The organism is Solibacillus sp. FSL K6-1781 (assembly GCF_038630735.1).
GTDB lineage: Bacteria > Bacillota > Bacilli > Bacillales_A > Planococcaceae > Solibacillus > Solibacillus silvestris.
Window position 1 is genome coordinate 2,246,674 of sequence record NZ_CP152038.1, and the last position, 18,129, is coordinate 2,264,802.

Here is an 18,129-nt window from a genome sequence, read left to right on the forward strand (position 1 = left end):
CCGCCCCAATATTACAAGTTTATTTGTCCGATCCAATTGTAATCCCTCGTGTAAAGTACTTTTGGAATAGAACAAAAATAATAAGCATTGGAATTGCTCCTACAGTTGCACCAGCCATTTTGTAGGCAAAGTTTGGATTTAGATCTTGCATTAATGTAGCAATACCTACCATTAACGTTTTTGAAGTTTCGGATTGGCCTACAACCAACTGCCATAAGTAATCGTTCCATACATTCACAAAGTTTAAAATAAACAGTGCTCCAAGACCCGGTTTCACCAGCGGCAGCATTATTGTAAAAAAGATACGAAATTCACTGGCCCCATCCATTTTTGCCGCTTCACGTAAAGAATCCGGAATCGAGTCAAAAAAGCCTTTTAAAAGGAATACTCCAAATGCTGTTGCCACATTTGGCCAAATCATCCCGCTCAATGTATTAACCATTCCAAAGTCTTGAATAATACGGAATAGCGGAACAATCATCACTTCTTTCGGAATCATCAAGCTCGAAATAAAAATAATGAAAATGATATTTTTTCCTTTGAAACGGAGTTTGGAAAATGCATATGCAGCCATAGCACTCACGATAAGCAATGCAAGTGTTGCCACTAAAGATACAACAATACTGTTATATGCCCATTTAAATGCAGGCTGATTGTTGAAAACATCAACATAATTGCTTAACGTAAATGATTTCGGAAACCAATCCGGGGGCATTTTTACAACATCCACACTATTTTTAAATGAACTAGTTACGAGCCAATAAAGAGGGAATAAACTGCAAATCGCAAAAAAGATGACAATAATATTTGCACCAATATCATACTTTTCACGCTTAATCTTATTTTTATTAAACATATTCCTCCACCTCTAATCCTTCTTTAACATAGCTTTTAGCTGTGGGACAGAAAGTAATAAAGTGATTACAAACATAATTACCCCAACTGCGGAAGCAATACCAAGCTGATTGTATTTAAATGCATTGTTATATAGGTAGTACATAAGTGTTGTGGAAGCATTGTTTGGCCCGCCGCCTGTCAGCAATTGTATAACAACAAAAATCTTCAGAACTGCAATAATATTCATAATAATAATATAAAGTGTTGTCGGTTTTACCATTGGGAGAATAATCTTAAATATTATTTTCATCCGGCCTGCGCCATCCACTTCCGCTGCTTCAAAGAGCTCTTTTGGTACCCCAATCATGGAAGCAATATATAATATAATTGCTTGCCCTACGTTCGTTGCAAACGTGACAAATATAATGACCGGCAACACCCAGTTCGTATCCCCCAAAAAGTTTACCGACATTTCCATCTTTCTAGCCACAAATGGAATCAAACCATTTGCCGGGTTAAGTAAAAAGCTCCAGATCATACTCATTACAACCATTGACACCATGACTGGTATGTAATATGCTCCACGAATAATGGATACGTATTTTGCATTTTTATCAAATATAGCCGAAGCGACAAACATGGCGAAAATTACTGTAAGCGCCACAATAAATACAACAAAGATAACAGTATTAAAAATAGATTTTATAAAAACGGGATCACTGAATAATTTTTCATAGTTTGCCAGTCCAACAAAAGTCTCTGACTGGTAGTTTATTTTAAACAAACTTAATCGAATTCCTTCAAATATTGGGTAAACTAAAAATACTAGAAAGAGGAGAATCTGAGGCGCAATAAATAAATAGCCAGTAATGTTTTCCCTGATCGTATCTCTTTTTAGGTTCATAACACCAAAACCTTTCCACAAATATTCAAGCTCCGTTAGATGGAGCTTGAATCCCTGTTTATAATGAATTCTTATTTATTAAAAATGACTGAATCCGTTTTTGCTTCTGAAATGACATTGTTCCCTTTTTCCTGGTAGTTCTTCACAGCATCTGCGGGAGTTATTTGTCCTGTAAACATTGCTTGCAGCTCAGGATACAACACTTGGCGTAATTGGCTATAGCCAGGTACATTTCCTGTAAAGTTGAATATATATTGAGAGTTTTGTGCATAGGCTTCGAATAGCGGATTTTCAGACTTATATTGTTCAGCTACTGAATTACGCACTGGTATACTATTTTTTGACGATTTTACTAATTCCTCATCTGTTGAAATAAATTTCACGAACTCTTTACTTAATGCGATTCGTTCTTCATCCTTCGTATCAAATACTGCCGCACCTGTTACATATGTGAATGATAAAGGGTCTCCACTATCAGATGGAATATTAGCAAGGCGCATATCAAACTGAGCCATTTTTCCATTATCCATATCTGCTTTTGCATTATTAAATAACACTGGATTTGTAAAGCTAATAGCTAATTGTTGATTTTGAAATAATGCGTTTACATCATTTGAGGATACAGATTCAGCACCAGGATTTGTATAGCCAGACTTGTAGACATTGTTCATCCATTCTGCTGCTTTTACTCCATCCGCGTCATCTAAGATAATATTGCCATCATTATCGAAGAACTCGTTCCCGAACATTCTCATATATGCTAAGTTCCAAGTATCTCCTTGGTTATTCAGTGCATACATGCCCATTGCATTAGCATTCGCATATTGTGTAGAAGGTAGTTTTTGCTTCAAGGCTTTTAAAATTTCTTCAAACTCCTGTAATGACCAAGTTTTGATTTCATTTTCTTCCCCTATATACTGATCTAAACCGGCAGCCTTGAACATGTCTGCATTATACGTAAAGGTTCCTGGATTATGAGAAAATGGATAGAAGTAAATATCGTCACCAAACGTTACGCTTTCCCAATAACTTTGATCAATATCCGCTTTAGCATCCTCATCCACGATATCATTAATTGGTACTAAAGCTCCTCGATGTGCGTAGTCGCCCATTGCAAATACACTTTCAAAGAAAATATCGGGCGGAGTCCCCCCATTTAAATTTACATTCAATAATTCATCACGTTGTTCGCCTGCTACAACTTCCACCGTAATATCCACATTTTCATGCTCTGCTTCAAATTTTTCCGCCGCATGATTAAAGAAGCTATCATAGTCTGCTCCTTCTTCCGTTGCATCCAGCACACCTTTCCATTGTGGTGTAAGCATTACTTTTAATTCCACTTTATCCCCTGAGGTAGTGCCCCCTTCTTCATCAGAACAACCAAATAAAGCAGTTAAGCTAAGTAATGCTGTCATCCCCAATACCAAATACTTTCTTTTAGACATACTTTTCTCCCCTTTGTGTAAATTACTTTTTATAAAATCCCATTTAATTTATTGAAGACTAGTTGCGCCAACAACTTGTGACCTTCTTCATCTAAATGCATATAATCAATTTCATTCATTGGAATCATGGCTGCATTCAAAAAATGGATTCCTTCCTCTTTTAACATTGGTTCTAAATATTCTGCTAATTGAGCCGACTTTTCGGCACATCGCTCCCCCATTGCTTCGCCTATTGCTGTATGCCGGTAGCTCTTACCGATGATAGGAGGTGATATGACTAATACTTTCGTGTTTCCCTTAATTAAACTAGCCATAGTGAGTTTTGCCTTTTTGGCAACTCTGCTAATGCCTTGCGCAATATTATAGGAGTTAAGCGCAAATCTCTCTTTTGTATCATTTGTACCAAGCATAATTACGACTAACTCAATCGGTGAATGGGATAGTAAACATGAACCGATATATGTCAATCCATTTAAACCTTCAAATAATGGATCATCCATCACACTTGTTCTTCCGGATAACCCTTCCTCAATAATTTTAAAATTTCTGCCCAATAAGTTTCGGAGTATTCCGGTCCATCGAATGTTTTCCGGAAATCTGCAATCATGTTGAGCATCATACCCCCATGTATTTGAATCGCCAAAGCAAACAATTGTTTTTCTCATAGTCGCTACCTCAATATTTTTCAATTGCTGTATTAATCATTGTTTGGATTTCTTCAATTTTATTTAAATCTTCACCAACTATCGGCTGAAGCGGTTTTCGTACAGAACCAATATTCATTCCATTCAACCTAAGCACTTCTTTTATGGCTGAGTACATTGAGCCATTTAACGAGCATAAAGCAATGATAATATTATTTATATCTGTTTGGATTTGTTTAGCCTTTACGATGTCTCCTTTTACAATAAAATCATTTGCTTTTAAAAATAGCTCTGGCATCACTGCATATGTTCCGCCAATCCCACTGTCTGCACCTATGACTCTACCCGCAACAAATTGTTCATCCGGTCCATTGAATACGATGAAACCTTCATGTGCAGCAGACTTATATCGTTCAATATCCATCACTGGCATGGATGAATTTTTAACACCGATTACTTTTTCGTGCTGCAACATTCTTTTCAATAAATTAATCGATAACTGATAGCCTGTTGTTTGCGGAATGTTATAAATGATAAATGGTAAATGTGTAGATTCCATAATATCCGTCCAATATTGGTAGATTGAATCTTCTGGCAATACAAAATAAATTGGTGGTATAGCTGACAAGGCATCATACCCTAATTCCTCAGCGTATTTTGCTAGTAAAATACTATCCCGTGTTGATGGGGCACCGACATGGGCAATTAATGTCACTTGGCTTCCTACTTGCTCAGCAACATATTTTAGCGTAAGTTTGCGCTCCTCTAAATTTTGGTATATACATTCACCCGAGCTTCCCCCTACATACAAACCTTGAATACCTTTTAATACTAAATATTGCGAAAATTGTTTTGTTCTACTTTCAGAAATATTGCCTTCATCATCATAGCAAGCATAAAAAGCTGGAAAGACGCCTTTAAATTTTACGGGTATCAAATTCATCACTCCTAAATAATGTTTCTTACTCTTTCATCGATAGTTTTCTGCTGAATGCATTATGAATAATTGTATTTTTTGGAATCGCTTACAAAAACAATATAACACCTTTCTAATAATTTAGTAAATAATTTTCAGAAAGTTTTTAGAAAATGAAAAAAATTTTCACTATTTACGAGACAAAGAATGCTTCTGAATGTAAAATAGACCCATGATTTCAAAATTTTCAAACTACAGAAAGAAGGTAATTAGAGTGACAGAGTTAAAATTGCAAAACATTTATAAAATGTACGATAAAAAAGTAACAGCGGTAACTGACTTCAATCTTCAAGTGAAAGATCGTGAATTTATCGTTTTTGTTGGTCCGTCCGGATGCGGTAAATCTACTACATTACGAATGATTGCCGGATTGGAGGAAATATCTCAAGGCGACCTTTTTATTGATGATATCCGAATGAATGATGTGGCTCCAAAAGACAGGGATATTGCGATGGTGTTTCAAAACTATGCCTTATATCCACATATGACCGTTTTTGAAAATATGGCTTTCGGATTAAAGCTGCGAAAACTCCCAAAAGCAGAGATTGAAGAACGAGTATTAAATGCTGCAAAAGTTTTAAGTTTGGAAGCTTATTTAGATCGGAAGCCAAAAGCATTGTCAGGTGGTCAACGCCAACGTGTTGCATTAGGTCGTGCTATAGTACGGGATGCGAAATTATTCTTAATGGATGAACCATTATCAAATTTGGATGCAAAGCTGCGTGTTCAAATGCGCTCGGAAATTATTAAACTTCACCAGCGTTTAAACACAACAACAATTTATGTAACACATGATCAAACAGAAGCAATGACAATGGCTACACGAATCGTCATTATGAAGGATGGATTTATACAACAAGTAGGCTCTCCGAAAGAAGTTTACGATACGCCTGTCAATGTTTTTGTAGGAGGCTTTATTGGTTCGCCGGCAATGAATTTTTTCAACGGCAGAATAAAGGAAAATGAAGTGATATTAGGAGACAAAAAGTTAACTGTTACTGAATCTAAACTAAAAAAATTACATGAACAGGGTTATAATAATCAAGACATCATTTTAGGAATTCGTCCGGAACATTTTGAAAAACAGCCTTCCGGAAATAAAGATGAAGTGAAAATCGATATTCAAGTGGATGTAGCTGAATTATTAGGGGCCGAAATCAATGTTTATTCACAAATTAATGGAGAAAACTTTGTTGCCCGTATCGATTCTCAAACAAATATTGCCGCACAACAAGTTATTTCACTGTATGTTGACATGAATAAAGTCCATTTCTTCGATAAAGAAACGGAACTCCGTATTTTGCTTAATGAACCTTCTTTGGCTTCATATTTAGAACAACCTTCACTTGTCTAAAAAAGGACATACTTCGCTCAAGTGAGTTGCGAAGTATGTCCTTTTTAAGCTTGATAAACAACCTCCCCGCTTACGATTGTATAGAGGACATTTAATTGCTCATCTAAAATGACAATATCTGCATGATTTCCGATTTGAATTTCGCCATAACCTTCTCTTTTTAATAGTCGATTGGCATTATAACTGGACATTTTGACTAAATCCTGTGGTGAACAGATTCCAAGTAGCGCCATATTTTTAACAGCTATATTCATTTTTAAAATCGAGCCTGCCAATGTACCATCTTCCAGACGTGCATCTTCATCAACCGTTACTTGCTGTCCGCCAAGGTCATATTTCCCTGCAGAAAGTCCTTTTGCCCGCATTGCGTCAGTTATTAGCAGCAGACGATCGGCCCCTTTGTTTTTAAATGCAAATCGAACAGCTTCATTACTACTATGTACAAAGTCTGCGATGAGTTCACAGTATAATTCATCATTTAATAAAGCTTCCCCAATCGCTCCAATTTCCCGATGGTGGAATGGCTTCATCTGATTATATAAATGGGTAACTGATTGTAAACCTTTTTGCTGGGCTTGTTTTAATTGTATGCTCGTCGCGTCTGTGTGACCTGCACTTACAATAATCTCTAGCCTGTTTGCTTCTTCAATGAAATGATCGTACACCAGCTCTGGAGCAATCGTGACATACTTAATTAAATTTTTACTTACTTTCACCCATTTTAAAAAAATCTCTATATTAGGATTTTGGATATATTGTGCTGGCTGTGCGCCTGCTCGTAATTTATTTACAAAGGGGCCCTCTAGATGGATGCCAATCATTTGACTGTAACTGCTAGTAAATGTTGTAGCATTTAATAATGCCTTCTCAATATTTTCTGGTGACTGTGTCATTGTAGTTGCCAAAAATGCAGTCGTTCCTTCTTTTACAAGCGCTTCTGAAATGGTTTGGAGTGCTTCTTGTGTAGCATCCATTACATCCCCGCCCATCGCTCCATGGATATGTAAGTCAACAAAACCAGGCATTGCGATAAAAGATTCCCCATTAATACTCCAAGTTCTATCATTTGCCAGAAATCTATGAACAATCTTTCCGTTTTTAATATATAAATCAACTCTCTTAGGCTCTTCATTAGGGTTCCATATCGTAATATTTTTTAGAACAATGGACAAAGTGTTCACGCTCGCTTTCTCTCGTTTTATTCGCTCCTAACTATTTTAAAAAGGTAGGTTAGTATAAATAATAGTTATTTCTAACAAGAATAGCATAAATATTGGAAATGAAATATATTTTCATTTTGCATCTACTAAAATCAATGAGAAAATACATTCATTAAATGGTGTTAAGCTTTTATCGGTTTGTATTTCCCCAATATCAATAAAACATGAAGAAATAGTTTTTATTATGCAGCTAATTGACTGGCATGTTTTCGGTAATTTACCGGACTCATGCCGGCCAGTTTTTGTTTAATACGAACATTAATATAATATTGGACATACTCATTTATTTTCTTGTGTAATACTTTATAAGAGATTAATTGTCCTCCAGACCCCCTACCTATCCAGACAAAAGACTTTTAATACAGATAATACAGAAAAACAAAAAAAGAGTAATACAAACCACTTGTTTACTCTTTTGTCCGCAATTTGTCCGCAGAATTATTTTTTTGTGCTGATTTTATTAACAGTTTTGATTTTGCCTGTTACAAAAACCTTTTTAAATCAAACTTTTTTAACTTAATTGAATTCAGTTTAACTCGGTTTATTTAGCCAGATAAATTCGACAAGGTGGGGGTCGCAAGTTCGAGACTTGTCGAGACCATCATTTCAAGTGCCCGTAAACGTTGTTATATCAACGTTTACAGGCTTTTTCTTTTTAGGAGACTTTATACCTTACTATTGAATTTTTGGATTTGTCCGCAATTTGTCCGCAGGATTTTTTCCAATTATTTAGTGTTATTTTGGATGGCATTGTGAAAAATGTCTGCAATGTCATTATCTGCATTTGGTAATAGGTGTGTACATGAATTTTAAGTTTCCGGGTTAGTTATTTTTCCGAAAAGTAATGCATCATAATACTTATCCTCTATAAAATAGTGGTCTTTTAATCGTCCTTCTAATTCATACCCATTCTTTTCAAGTATCCGTGCAGAGCCAATATTGGCATGCACTACTATAGCATGGAGCTTATGAAGATTAAGTGATTTAAATGCAAAATCACTCATCAATGCCACAATCTCTGTGCCATACCCCTTACCCCAATGATGTTTATGCAACACATAACCAATTTCAGCTTGGTTTGCTTCTTGGTCAAAGTTGAAAATTATGGCTGTTCCAATAATTGCTTGAGTTAATTTTTCAACAATGGAGGAATATAAATGAGTTCCTGCCGACTCACGTTGTAACATTATTTCTATGAATTGAGAAGTTTCCTCCGAAGTACTCATCAAATTCCAGCCAATAAATCGTGAAACCTCTTGATCTGACGCATAATGATGTATCTCTTGTGCATCCTCTATCCTTAATTCTTTGAAGTAGATTTTTTCACCCTCTAATGAATGAAATAAAACAACCTGATTCTCCATTTTAACCACCTCTAAATTTCGCTTTATTAATTAACTCCGATGGTAGCGGAAATGACCCCAATTAAGGTTAATATTTCGCATTCATCTTAGTACATCCTTTCAAATATTTTAACATATATATTTTTCAACTGTTTCCTCAACAATCTGGCCCTATAACAGTAAAGACACGCACTTTTAAACATGCGTGTCTTAAATCTGTTTATACTTTATTTTCAAAATTATTTACTGTAATATTCCTGTCTTAGTTTTCCGCTTAATTGAGCATATATCTTTGTCGTCTCACTCTTTTCATGCCAAGTAAACTTTGGATGTTATCGATTGGCGCACCGTTATTAATCATATGTGTTGCATAGCTGTGTCGTAAAAGGGCCTTCCCTTTTTCCAGGAATGCGCCCGATTGTTGAACATCGTTATTCAGCTAAAGCACTCCGTTAGTAAAAAACTCACTAAAAAAAGGACTTGTCAAAATACTCCATTACTAGTATTACTAGCCCCAAAATTGACAACAACAATCCTACAACAAATGGGAACCCTAGGAATAAACTTTGAACAACTTCATTTCCATATTGCTTTCCCCCAAAAATTGCATACTACAACTGTGAACCAGACCAACTAGTCATGCTGGGAATATATATTGATGCCACCACAATTATAGTTAATGTAGTAAATAATCCCCCTAACATTATAAAACCTCCAATTACTGTCCTTTTCATTCTTTCGTCCCCAATCTACATATTTTCCCCTTATTTTCATCCCCTTCTTTTCTATCCTATTTCTCCAAGCGATTTAGATTTCCCTTGTTCAACTAACTTACTCTGATAGTTTTAGTACACTATTTAACAATCTCACTCGTAAGTATTGCCCACCAGTCAAAAGCTAGTAGATTGTTTTTACACATTACTTAAAAAATTAATTTCAATATAACTTTTATGATTTATTTTGGTGAATTAAACGATAAAATTATTTATAGAAATAAATCCTGACAGAACAGAGCATTTAAAGACAGGTATTTAAAGTGAAAAAATTTTACTATTTAATTAAGGAGGAAAAAGTATGTCAGCTTGGTTAGAATCTTTACAAAAAGCAATTAACTATATCGAAGAAAATTTATTAAAAGAAATTTCGATAGTGGACATTGCAAATGAAGCAAACTCTTCTGCATTCAATTTTCAACGAACATTTGGATTATTAACAGAGATTTCAGTAGGTGAATATATTCGGCGAAGAAGATTGACTTTGGCAGCAGACGAGTTAAAAAGAACAGACAATAAGATTATCGACCTTGCATTTAAGTACGGCTATGACACTCCCGAGGCTTTTTCAAAAGCCTTTAGGCGTCAGCATGAGGTTTCACCAAGTGACGTCAGGAAAAATATTGGAAAGATCAAATCATATAACCGCCTTGTAATAGAGGTGAGATTGAGAGGGGCAGAACCAATGAAATATCAAATCGTAGAACGTGAAGGCTTCCAAGCAATAGGTGTAAAAAAAGAATTTTTACTTGAGAATAATGGCAATTTAATCGGTATTCCTAAAATGTGGGATGAATTAAATGGTGATGGTACTACTGACAAGCTAGCACAAATTAATAATGGACAAATTAAAGGAGTTCTTGGTATATGTGTAGCAAAACCTAATGAGAAAATTGACTATTGGGTTGCTACAGACTATACAGGTGACGTTAAAGAAGGATTTGAAGTAATCGAACTTCCAGCTTCTAAATGGGGTGTTTTTGAAGTACATGGTCCAATGCCTGATGCAATGACAAAAGTTTGGAAACAAATTTTTTCTGAATGGTTCCCTGCTAACGGATATCAACATGCAGGTACATCAGAGTTCGAAATGTATACAGAAGATGATCCATTCAGTCCAGATTGCTATTCAGAAATTTGGGTTCCATTAAAATAATTTAAAATAGATGTCCCATTAATCGATGCCAAAACGACTAGTGGGATTTTTGAAAAGAGGCTTAAAGAGTTCAAACATATTTTATATATCAAATATGTTTGAACTCTTTAAGTTGTTGCTTTGTAAAGAAAATTGATTAAGATGGTGCTCCAAACATTGATTTAATGACAGAACAAAAGCATCATTTTGAAAAACATTTATCAAATTGAGAGCTTTTAAGATAAAAGTAGCTTATGCAACAATCGCGCCCGATCGTATTATTAGGTCAGCCAGAAAATATTTCTGGTTGACCATTTTTTATATCGATATATGATAACGGTAGCCGGGGTAGAACGTTCGCGCCCGTGGGGCTAAGACCTCGTCCGCAAAACAGTTCACCCCCTACTTGTAGAAACATGTTTGAGGCTGGTTGGGACAGTGATCTCGTATAACAAGCGAAGCTATGACACTACAAAGAGGATTTAGGGGTTACCTGCAATTATCATTTTGAAGGAGGAATTATAATGAATCCAGTCATTGGCCTGGATGTAGCTAAAGGTGAAAGTCAGGTTCAAGCTTATTTGGAAAGAAAGAAGCCCTACAAGAAAAGCTTTAAAGTAAAACATAATCTTGATGGGTTAGCTAGTTTATTAGATTTTATTAAAGAAGTAGAAGATATTTCAGGAGAGCGCCCTCCCCTAGTTATGGAGTCTACAGGCCATTATCACACACCAGTTGTTCAATATTTTGAGGACAAAGGTTATTTAATCATTATCGTAAATCCACTCATCTCTTATAAGACGAAAAGTTCTAGTTTACGAAAGGTAAAAACAGATATCGTTGATGCAGAAGGAAATTATTGAAATTCACTATGAAAGTAAATTAGATGATTAATCTCATACAAAATAAAGTCACATAAAACATTGAATGAATTGTATTATGTGACTTTATTATAAATACGGTTCACCTTACTTAAAAAATGTTGCTCCACAATCTGGCCCTATAAAGGAAAAAACGCGATCTTCTTATTGAAAAATCGCGCCCGATTGTTGAAGATGATTCATAAAAGTATAACTAAAATTTTTATAAGTACCTTTTATGCTTTAATCTTATAGTTATTTTATGATGGATTAGCTTTTTATTTACTCTTTAAATGTTTTTTACTCCAATCGCCCATACTATTAAGTATAGGAATAAAACTCTGCCCCAAAGGTGTTAACGAGTATTCTACTTTAGGAGGAACTTCTTTATATACTTCTCTGTGAACCATTTGGTCATCTTCCAATTCTCTAAGCTGACGCGTCAGTATTCCTTTTGAAATATTAGGTAACAACCTTTGAAGTTCATTAAATCTTCTTGTCTTTATGCTTAAATGCCACAGAATAATTATTTTCCATTTTCCTGCAATGATGTTTTGAGTTTGTGTAACCGGACAAATCTCTATTTGTTCCTCCGGCGGTTCACCGTCGAACCAACTTCGAGCCATGACAAATACCTCTCTTTCTTGATAGTACTATTTTTGTGACTATGTAATAAAAAAGTGACTACTTTTAAAAAAGTACCTCTTTCTATAATATTAGATTGTGCTTAAAAATTAAACAAAAAGATTGGGGAGATAAATCATGAAATTATTAGTAACAGGAGCAACAGGAAAATTTGGCACCAAAGTTGTAGAGACATTATTGAAAACTGTACCAGCTAACCAGCTGGCTGTTAGTGTACGAAATCCAGAAAAAGGAGAACAATTACGTACTCGTGGCATAGAAGTTCGTCAAGGAGATTTTGATCATCCAGAAACATTAGATACTGCTTTTGCAGGTATCGATCGTTTATTAATTATTTCTGCAGATGGAGATAATGAAACAAGAATCCGTCAGCATGCCAATGCAGTAGCTGCTGCAGTGCGTGCTGGAGTTAATTTCATTGCGTATACCAGCGTAACAAATGCACAGGAAAGTAAAAATTTATTCGCTCCAACTCATAAGGCAACTGAACAAGCAATTTTGAAAACAGGCATTTCTTACTCCTTCTTACGCAATAACTGGTACTTGGAGAATGAAATCCCTAGCATTCAAGGTGTCTTAGCAGGAGCTCCTTGGGTAACATCAGCAGGAAACGGCAAGGTAGGCTGGGCAATACAACAAGACTATGCAGAAGCTGCGGCAACGGTACTTTCTGGTAAAGGACATGAAAATACAATTTACGAGCTTTCCGGTAAATCATTAACTCAGGAGGAATTTGTATCTGTTCTTGGCAGCGTACTAGACAAAGAAGTATCTGTGCAACATGTTGATGACTCAACTTATGCTAGTATTATGAAAAATGCAGACATACCAGATTTTGTAATTTCTATACTTGTTGATATTCAAAAAAGCATACGAGAAAGTACTCTGGACTTTGAGAGTAATGATTTCGAGAAAGTTCTTGGTCGTCCAGCTAAGCCACTCAAAGAGGCACTTTTTCAAATTGTAAATGGAATTACCCAAAAGAAATAATTAATCTGAACCGATCTTGTTTATTATAAATAGGGTCGGTCTTTTTTATTACATTTAACAAAAAAGCGGGATAGATATAATACCCTAGTAATTCTTATCTGTATCCACCTTACTGTTTCTTAAACAAACCAGCCTATTAGATTAAGTACATATATTCACAAGCTCCATAATGTTGTTCAACAATCTGGCCCGATTGTTTAATAGGCATTAATGAAATCTAAACCAAGCAAACCATTGCCCCTGTTTGTTTTTAGTAACAAATATTTGCCTATGTGAAGCATCGTATGCTGGTAAGTATTGTGGAAATAAAACTTCTACAAACCAAGAATTATTAGCTATTTCTTCTCCGCAATAATTTTTAGCCATTGCATAATAAGCATCTGGATGTGGTGACTCTGAAAGATGCGCTATGGTTTCTACTTTCCATCCTTTGTAATTTTGATTTTTATAAACCTCGGGTATAATTGTGTTCAATGCATTTAGAAGACCTTTATCTGAACTCACAGGCTCCAAATTTTGCGAGTCAGGACATTTCCCATTGCTAATCAAAAATGGTACTCCCTCATCTGTTTCAGCAAATGCTATTTGAGAATACATCAAAATTCCTAACAAATTTTTTGGCGGAATATATTCTCCTGTTGTTACATTAAAGCCAACTGCTTTCATTTCTGTCTGATTGCTATTCCAACCTATTACTAACATTAGGGAGATATTTGTCACTGTGTCTTTTCGCAGCATAAAATTGTAACCTTTTGCCCAGTCTTTACCTGGATAAATACTGCCCATTTCTAATGCTTTTTTTAGTAATTCAGGTGAATCGTATTTAATATCAGCAACTCCTACAAACTCCTTTTTGGGATAGGGAGATGTACCTTCTGTTGTCAAATCATTTAGTCCATCAATTTTTCCATTATGGATGGTTACTAAAAAATACTTATTAGTGTCTGGCACTCCAAACGAAATATTCCAATTTTTCCTTTTACCGTTTGCTCCAATTCCCTTCCCAGGCTTATCTAAATCTATATTGATTGCAACTAATAATTGAGCATTTTCATTCCATTTCAATGCTGATGGATATGCTAATTCAATAGCTTGTTTTATTGATAATTCTTGGTGTTTACTGACTTCTAATGTTTTTTCAGCTGATTGTAATGAACGAGCAGATAATTTCTCAATAGTACCTACTGAAATTAATAATATTAAGACAACAAAAACTACTTTTTTCATTTTTCTAACCCTCTTTTTAGAGGTATTCTATCCAAACCTTATCCAATTATCCTGCCTCTTTAGTTTAAGTCTAATTCATCACTATTACGATTAAGTTATGGATAAATATGTGATTACTTTACTCCACAATATGGCCCTATAACGGAAAAACGCGATCTTCTTATTGAAGAATCGCACCCGATTGTTGAAGATTATTATTGAAATAAAGCTTCAAGACCTTGTTAATTCGTATTGTTCATTTCCTATAAGTAGAACTTTAAAATAAGTTATCCGAAGTTGATAATTGTGTTAACATAGATAATATTATTTATACAATTCTAGTACGTTACGTGGATAAATAATTATATAGTGACCTCTTCAATTTTATTGAATATTTCAGAATATAACTTTTTCAATTCATTCGGTTCATTCAAATGAAAAAACCAAACACTTTCTTTTTCTGTCTCAATATCATATAAAAATATAGTTGAATGTGTCTGTTCAATACCGTCCATAGAATGTGGAATATTATTTAGAGAAACTTCATTTTCATTTAGATAGTTAATTTTGTTATTTACAAAGGGATAGTGTGCTTTACTAGAATTCCAAAATACAATCGGTATTTCTACATTATGATATGCCTCTGAAAATTGATCTTGTGAAGCATCCACAAACATACTTGGGGTAATCATAATAGCATTAAATTCACTAGATAAAATGTTAACTTTATTATTTAACTCGTCTAAAGAAATGTGTTCGAATGTAATATTTTTATTTTGAATATCTGGAGTATCACCTATAATTGCAATTTTTAATTCTTGTCTTTCATAAGGTATTTCTAATGTTTGTATGTTTTTACATCCTGTAATGCAAAAAAGTAAAACAAATGCAATAAGCCATTTCTTCATAATTACTTTCTCCTTTTTAACAGTACTAATATTTAAAGAAAACTACTGTACATCAGAAATTTAAATGTACGGTTCCTTCCAGTTGTTCTATTTACTATATTCATTTTAATATACAATTCCTTTTATTAACAGAATAACAAAAAGTTGTTCTACAATATGGCCCTATAACGGAAAAACGCGATCTTCTTATTGAAGAATCGCGCCCTTTAATTGAATAACTAAGTCTAATATTAATGGTTAATTCTGAGATAAGAGTTGAGCATTATCTAATTCTTATTGAATATCTAATGCAGTTACATAAGTAGCGGTACTACCTTCCCATGTTCCTACTATTTCAAATATATATTTCCCTTTTTCTTTTATTTCTTCAAATGTATTATACGTTGCAATCACATTATTATTGTCCCAGACTCTTATTTCAGATTGAGTTGGTTCTTTTTCAAAATCTAATTTTACAGTTTCGGCTAGATTAACTCTAACACCTTGTTCGATATTTACCATCTCGGTTGGAGGAGCATGATCTGCCTCCACAGTTACTCCTTGCCCTGTACTTTTATCAAAATAACTCCAACTATAAGTTCCTCGGTAAGTTTTAATCTCGTCTTCGCCAATTTTTAATTTTATAGCGGGTGGTTTTTCCCCATTATTTGACTTTGTGATTATATTATTATTACTTGTACTTTTAGATGTATCTTCTTCTTCGACATTACTACACCCTAATAATGTGAATAACATCATTAATGAAAATCCCATTCGAATTAATGTATTCATAATATGCCTCCCTTTTAAATTAGTCGACATTTTCAAAATAAAGTTACAAAATATTCTACCCTAGTAGTCTGTTAATTTAAGTTTATTTTTTATCTGTACTTTAACATTAATATCAATTTTTTTTTTTGGAGTGTTATTCAATTAAATGGCCCTATAACGGAAAAACGCGATATTGGTAAGACTGCGGAAAAAGCTGTTAATGAATTTCATTCGTATTATTCCAATTATGTTCGAACGATGATGGGAAGAAGTATTCCTAAACAGCAAGTGGCTGCAGCCGTTTCTAAAAGCAATGCACTTGCTATTGGTTATTATTACTTATAATAATCATTTTAAAAAGTACGTACTTTAAAGTGGTATAGTATACAAAATGATACTAAAGGGGGGAACTATGATGAATTTAGAACCAGAATCATGTCGTGTAGCAGATTCTTTAAGCATATTAGTCGGGAAATGGAAACCAATTATCTTATTGCATTTATTGAAGAACGGTACTCAAAGATTCAGTGAATTAAAACGAAGAATGCCCAGTATTACGCAAAAAATGCTGACGAATCAATTACGCGAGTTAGAAAACGAGGATATTATACAGCGTGTTGTCTATCCACAGGTACCTCCGAAAGTGGAATATTCAATTACTGAATATGGCCGGAGTTTGGAACCCATCTTACGCGATGCATGATTGGGGAACTAATCATACATTACATAAACAACAAAAGATGATTGAAAAAACGAGCAATTAAAAAACTGCCTTTACCGGCAGTTTTTTATGTTTTGGATGTTTATGCACAGTATGTTCCCCTTGGAAGCTTTGTTAACTAAATGCCTATAACCGAACAGAGCAAATAACAAATCCTTGCTAATATCCGGTACTGTCACTATAATAAGACTTATTGTAACTATAATTGTTACAGTAAATAAGTTATTTGAACATATATAAGGGAGAGCTATTATGAAAATTGGTATCATAGGTGCTACGGGTAAAGCTGGACAAAAGCTTACACAGGAAGCCATTAAAAGAGGATTAGACGTTACAGCAATTGTACGAGATCCATCAAAATTGACAGAATCAGTACAGGTGATTAATAAAAATATATTAGAATTAACAAAGGAAGATATTAAACCATTTGATGTCATTATCAATACTTTTGCAGCACCATTAACGGATGCTGAACAATATCGTGTGATGGGGAAACATTTAATTACTATTTTTAACGATGTTAAAACGCGTTTAATGGTCGTTGGTGGTGCCGGGAGACTTTTTGTTGACGAGACAAGCACAACACATCTATTTGAAACACCTGAATTCCCAGAGTTTTTAATTCCTTCTTCAAAAAATCAATACGAAAGTTATTTAGAGTTAAAAGCTTCTTCAATCAAGTGGACATACGTATCTCCAGCAGCCTTTTTTGATCCAGAAGGTAAGAGGACATGTAATTATGAAGTAGGAAAAGACCATTTAATTTTTAATTCAGCAGGCGAAAGTTATATTAGCTATGCAGATTTAGCTGTGGCAATTATTGACGAAGCCGTAAGTGAAAAACACCTCTGTACAGCGATTACGGTTGTTGGAGAAAAATAAGAACATCTTCATGGTCTATCTAGAAATAGGGAGGGAGGAAGGAAAAACGTGATTAATACAAGATTAGCAATTGGTATCCATATATTAGTGTTTGTGGAATGTGTACCAGAGAAAGATACGTTAAACTCCGAAATAGTTTCCGAAAGTATAGGGACAAATCCAGTAGTTGTACGTCGTATGTCTAGTGCATTAAAAAAAGCAGGTTTATTAAAATCTATCTCGATAAAAAAAGGGCTAATGTTGGCTAAAAATCCCGAAGACATCACGTTATATGAGATATTAAAAGCTGTTGATCCTTCTAATGAGATATTTGTCGTGCATCAAAAAGTAAATCCTCAATGTACGTATGGACAATCGATTGTGAAAGTTATTGAAAGTGAATTTCAAACTGTCCAAGTTGAACTAGAGGGTAATTTAAAGAAAAAAACCCTTCATGATATTATGGAAAAAGTAGTAACTAATTAATAAATTGTAATTATTAGTTTGTATTCAAAATAACGTTCTCAAATTAAAGTTGAACTGCACCTCAATTG

Annotated in this window: 16 protein-coding genes and 3 pseudogenes; 7 read left to right on the forward strand and 12 right to left on the reverse strand. The window is 34.5% G+C overall.

Features of this window, described 5'->3' with window-relative positions:
* Positions 1 to 19 precede the first annotated feature (19 nt).
* From MHH37_RS11135 to MHH37_RS11155, 5 genes are read right to left on the reverse strand one after another with little or no spacing between them, the layout of a single operon-like run.
* Positions 20 to 856, reverse strand: a complete 837-nt coding sequence (locus tag MHH37_RS11135) for a carbohydrate ABC transporter permease (protein ID WP_342572991.1) — start codon at positions 854 to 856, stop codon at positions 20 to 22.
* Between the two features lie 12 nt (positions 857 to 868).
* Entirely contained in the window at positions 869 to 1,762 is an 894-nt protein-coding gene (locus tag MHH37_RS11140; RefSeq protein ID WP_342572992.1) for a sugar ABC transporter permease, read from the reverse strand.
* Between the two features lie 50 nt (positions 1,763 to 1,812).
* A complete protein-coding gene (locus MHH37_RS11145) occupies positions 1,813 to 3,189 on the reverse strand; it encodes an extracellular solute-binding protein (protein ID WP_342572993.1) in 1,377 nt (458 codons plus the stop codon).
* Positions 3,190 to 3,218: 29 nt separating this feature from the next.
* A complete protein-coding gene (locus MHH37_RS11150) occupies positions 3,219 to 3,854 on the reverse strand; it encodes a GDSL-type esterase/lipase family protein (protein WP_342572994.1) in 636 nt (211 codons plus the stop codon).
* Between the two features lie 10 nt (positions 3,855 to 3,864).
* A complete protein-coding gene (locus tag MHH37_RS11155) occupies positions 3,865 to 4,776 on the reverse strand; it encodes a dihydrodipicolinate synthase family protein (RefSeq protein ID WP_342572995.1) in 912 nt (303 codons plus the stop codon).
* 247 nt (positions 4,777 to 5,023) lie between these two features.
* On the opposite strand from MHH37_RS11155, the gene ugpC reads away from it, so the two are divergent.
* On the forward strand, positions 5,024 to 6,163 hold the full coding sequence (gene ugpC, locus MHH37_RS11160; RefSeq protein WP_342572996.1) for a sn-glycerol-3-phosphate ABC transporter ATP-binding protein UgpC: 1,140 nt from the start codon (positions 5,024 to 5,026) through the stop codon (positions 6,161 to 6,163).
* A gap of 44 nt (positions 6,164 to 6,207) precedes the next feature.
* Here the strand turns inward: ugpC and nagA are convergent, their stop codons facing one another.
* From nagA to MHH37_RS11175, 3 genes and pseudogenes are all read right to left on the reverse strand, one after another.
* On the reverse strand, positions 6,208 to 7,344 hold the full coding sequence (gene nagA, locus MHH37_RS11165) for an N-acetylglucosamine-6-phosphate deacetylase (protein WP_342572997.1): 1,137 nt from the start codon (positions 7,342 to 7,344) through the stop codon (positions 6,208 to 6,210).
* 848 nt (positions 7,345 to 8,192) lie between these two features.
* The gene (locus tag MHH37_RS11170; protein WP_342572998.1) at positions 8,193 to 8,747 is read right to left on the reverse strand and encodes a GNAT family protein; all 555 of its coding nucleotides are present in this window, start codon (positions 8,745 to 8,747) and stop codon (positions 8,193 to 8,195) included.
* Positions 8,748 to 8,965: 218 nt separating this feature from the next.
* Positions 8,966 to 9,111 (reverse strand): annotated as a pseudogene (locus MHH37_RS11175) (tyrosine-type recombinase/integrase); the annotation flags it as partial.
* Positions 9,112 to 9,800: 689 nt separating this feature from the next.
* On the opposite strand from MHH37_RS11175, the gene MHH37_RS11180 reads away from it, so the two are divergent.
* The gene (locus MHH37_RS11180) at positions 9,801 to 10,655 is read left to right on the forward strand and encodes an effector binding domain-containing protein (protein ID WP_342572999.1); all 855 of its coding nucleotides are present in this window, start codon (positions 9,801 to 9,803) and stop codon (positions 10,653 to 10,655) included.
* A gap of 503 nt (positions 10,656 to 11,158) precedes the next feature.
* Positions 11,159 to 11,482 (forward strand): annotated as a pseudogene (locus MHH37_RS11185) (transposase); the annotation flags it as partial.
* Between the two features lie 290 nt (positions 11,483 to 11,772).
* Here the strand turns inward: MHH37_RS11185 and MHH37_RS11190 are convergent.
* On the reverse strand, positions 11,773 to 12,120 hold the full coding sequence (locus MHH37_RS11190) for a helix-turn-helix domain-containing protein (protein ID WP_087617773.1): 348 nt from the start codon (positions 12,118 to 12,120) through the stop codon (positions 11,773 to 11,775).
* Positions 12,121 to 12,256: 136 nt separating this feature from the next.
* Between MHH37_RS11190 and MHH37_RS11195 the strand changes: the two genes are divergently transcribed.
* The gene (locus tag MHH37_RS11195) at positions 12,257 to 13,129 is read left to right on the forward strand and encodes an SDR family oxidoreductase (protein ID WP_342573002.1); all 873 of its coding nucleotides are present in this window, start codon (positions 12,257 to 12,259) and stop codon (positions 13,127 to 13,129) included.
* Between the two features lie 207 nt (positions 13,130 to 13,336).
* On the opposite strand, the gene MHH37_RS11200 is transcribed toward MHH37_RS11195, so the two are convergent.
* From MHH37_RS11200 to MHH37_RS11210, 3 genes are all read right to left on the reverse strand, one after another.
* Positions 13,337 to 14,356: a hypothetical protein gene (locus tag MHH37_RS11200; RefSeq protein WP_342573003.1), complete on the reverse strand. Its 1,020-nt coding sequence runs from the start codon at positions 14,354 to 14,356 to the stop codon at positions 13,337 to 13,339.
* A gap of 341 nt (positions 14,357 to 14,697) precedes the next feature.
* The gene (locus tag MHH37_RS11205; protein ID WP_342573004.1) at positions 14,698 to 15,243 is read right to left on the reverse strand and encodes an amino acid oxidase; all 546 of its coding nucleotides are present in this window, start codon (positions 15,241 to 15,243) and stop codon (positions 14,698 to 14,700) included.
* Positions 15,244 to 15,516: 273 nt separating this feature from the next.
* Complete coding sequence (locus MHH37_RS11210; RefSeq protein WP_342573006.1) at positions 15,517 to 16,014, reverse strand: hypothetical protein; 498 nt, start codon at positions 16,012 to 16,014, stop codon at positions 15,517 to 15,519.
* A gap of 394 nt (positions 16,015 to 16,408) precedes the next feature.
* Between MHH37_RS11210 and MHH37_RS11215 the strand changes: the two are divergent.
* The 3 genes and pseudogenes from MHH37_RS11215 (at position 16,409) to MHH37_RS11225 (ending at position 18,061) form a co-directional block, all read left to right on the forward strand.
* Positions 16,409 to 16,757, forward strand: a pseudogene (locus MHH37_RS11215) (winged helix-turn-helix transcriptional regulator).
* Positions 16,758 to 16,966: 209 nt separating this feature from the next.
* Positions 16,967 to 17,596: an NAD(P)H-binding protein gene (locus MHH37_RS11220; protein ID WP_342573008.1), complete on the forward strand. Its 630-nt coding sequence runs from the start codon at positions 16,967 to 16,969 to the stop codon at positions 17,594 to 17,596.
* Positions 17,597 to 17,644: 48 nt separating this feature from the next.
* Positions 17,645 to 18,061 (forward strand): Rrf2 family transcriptional regulator, encoded by a 417-nt coding sequence (locus MHH37_RS11225; protein ID WP_342573010.1) that lies wholly within the window; start codon positions 17,645 to 17,647, stop codon positions 18,059 to 18,061.
* Positions 18,062 to 18,129 lie beyond the last annotated feature (68 nt).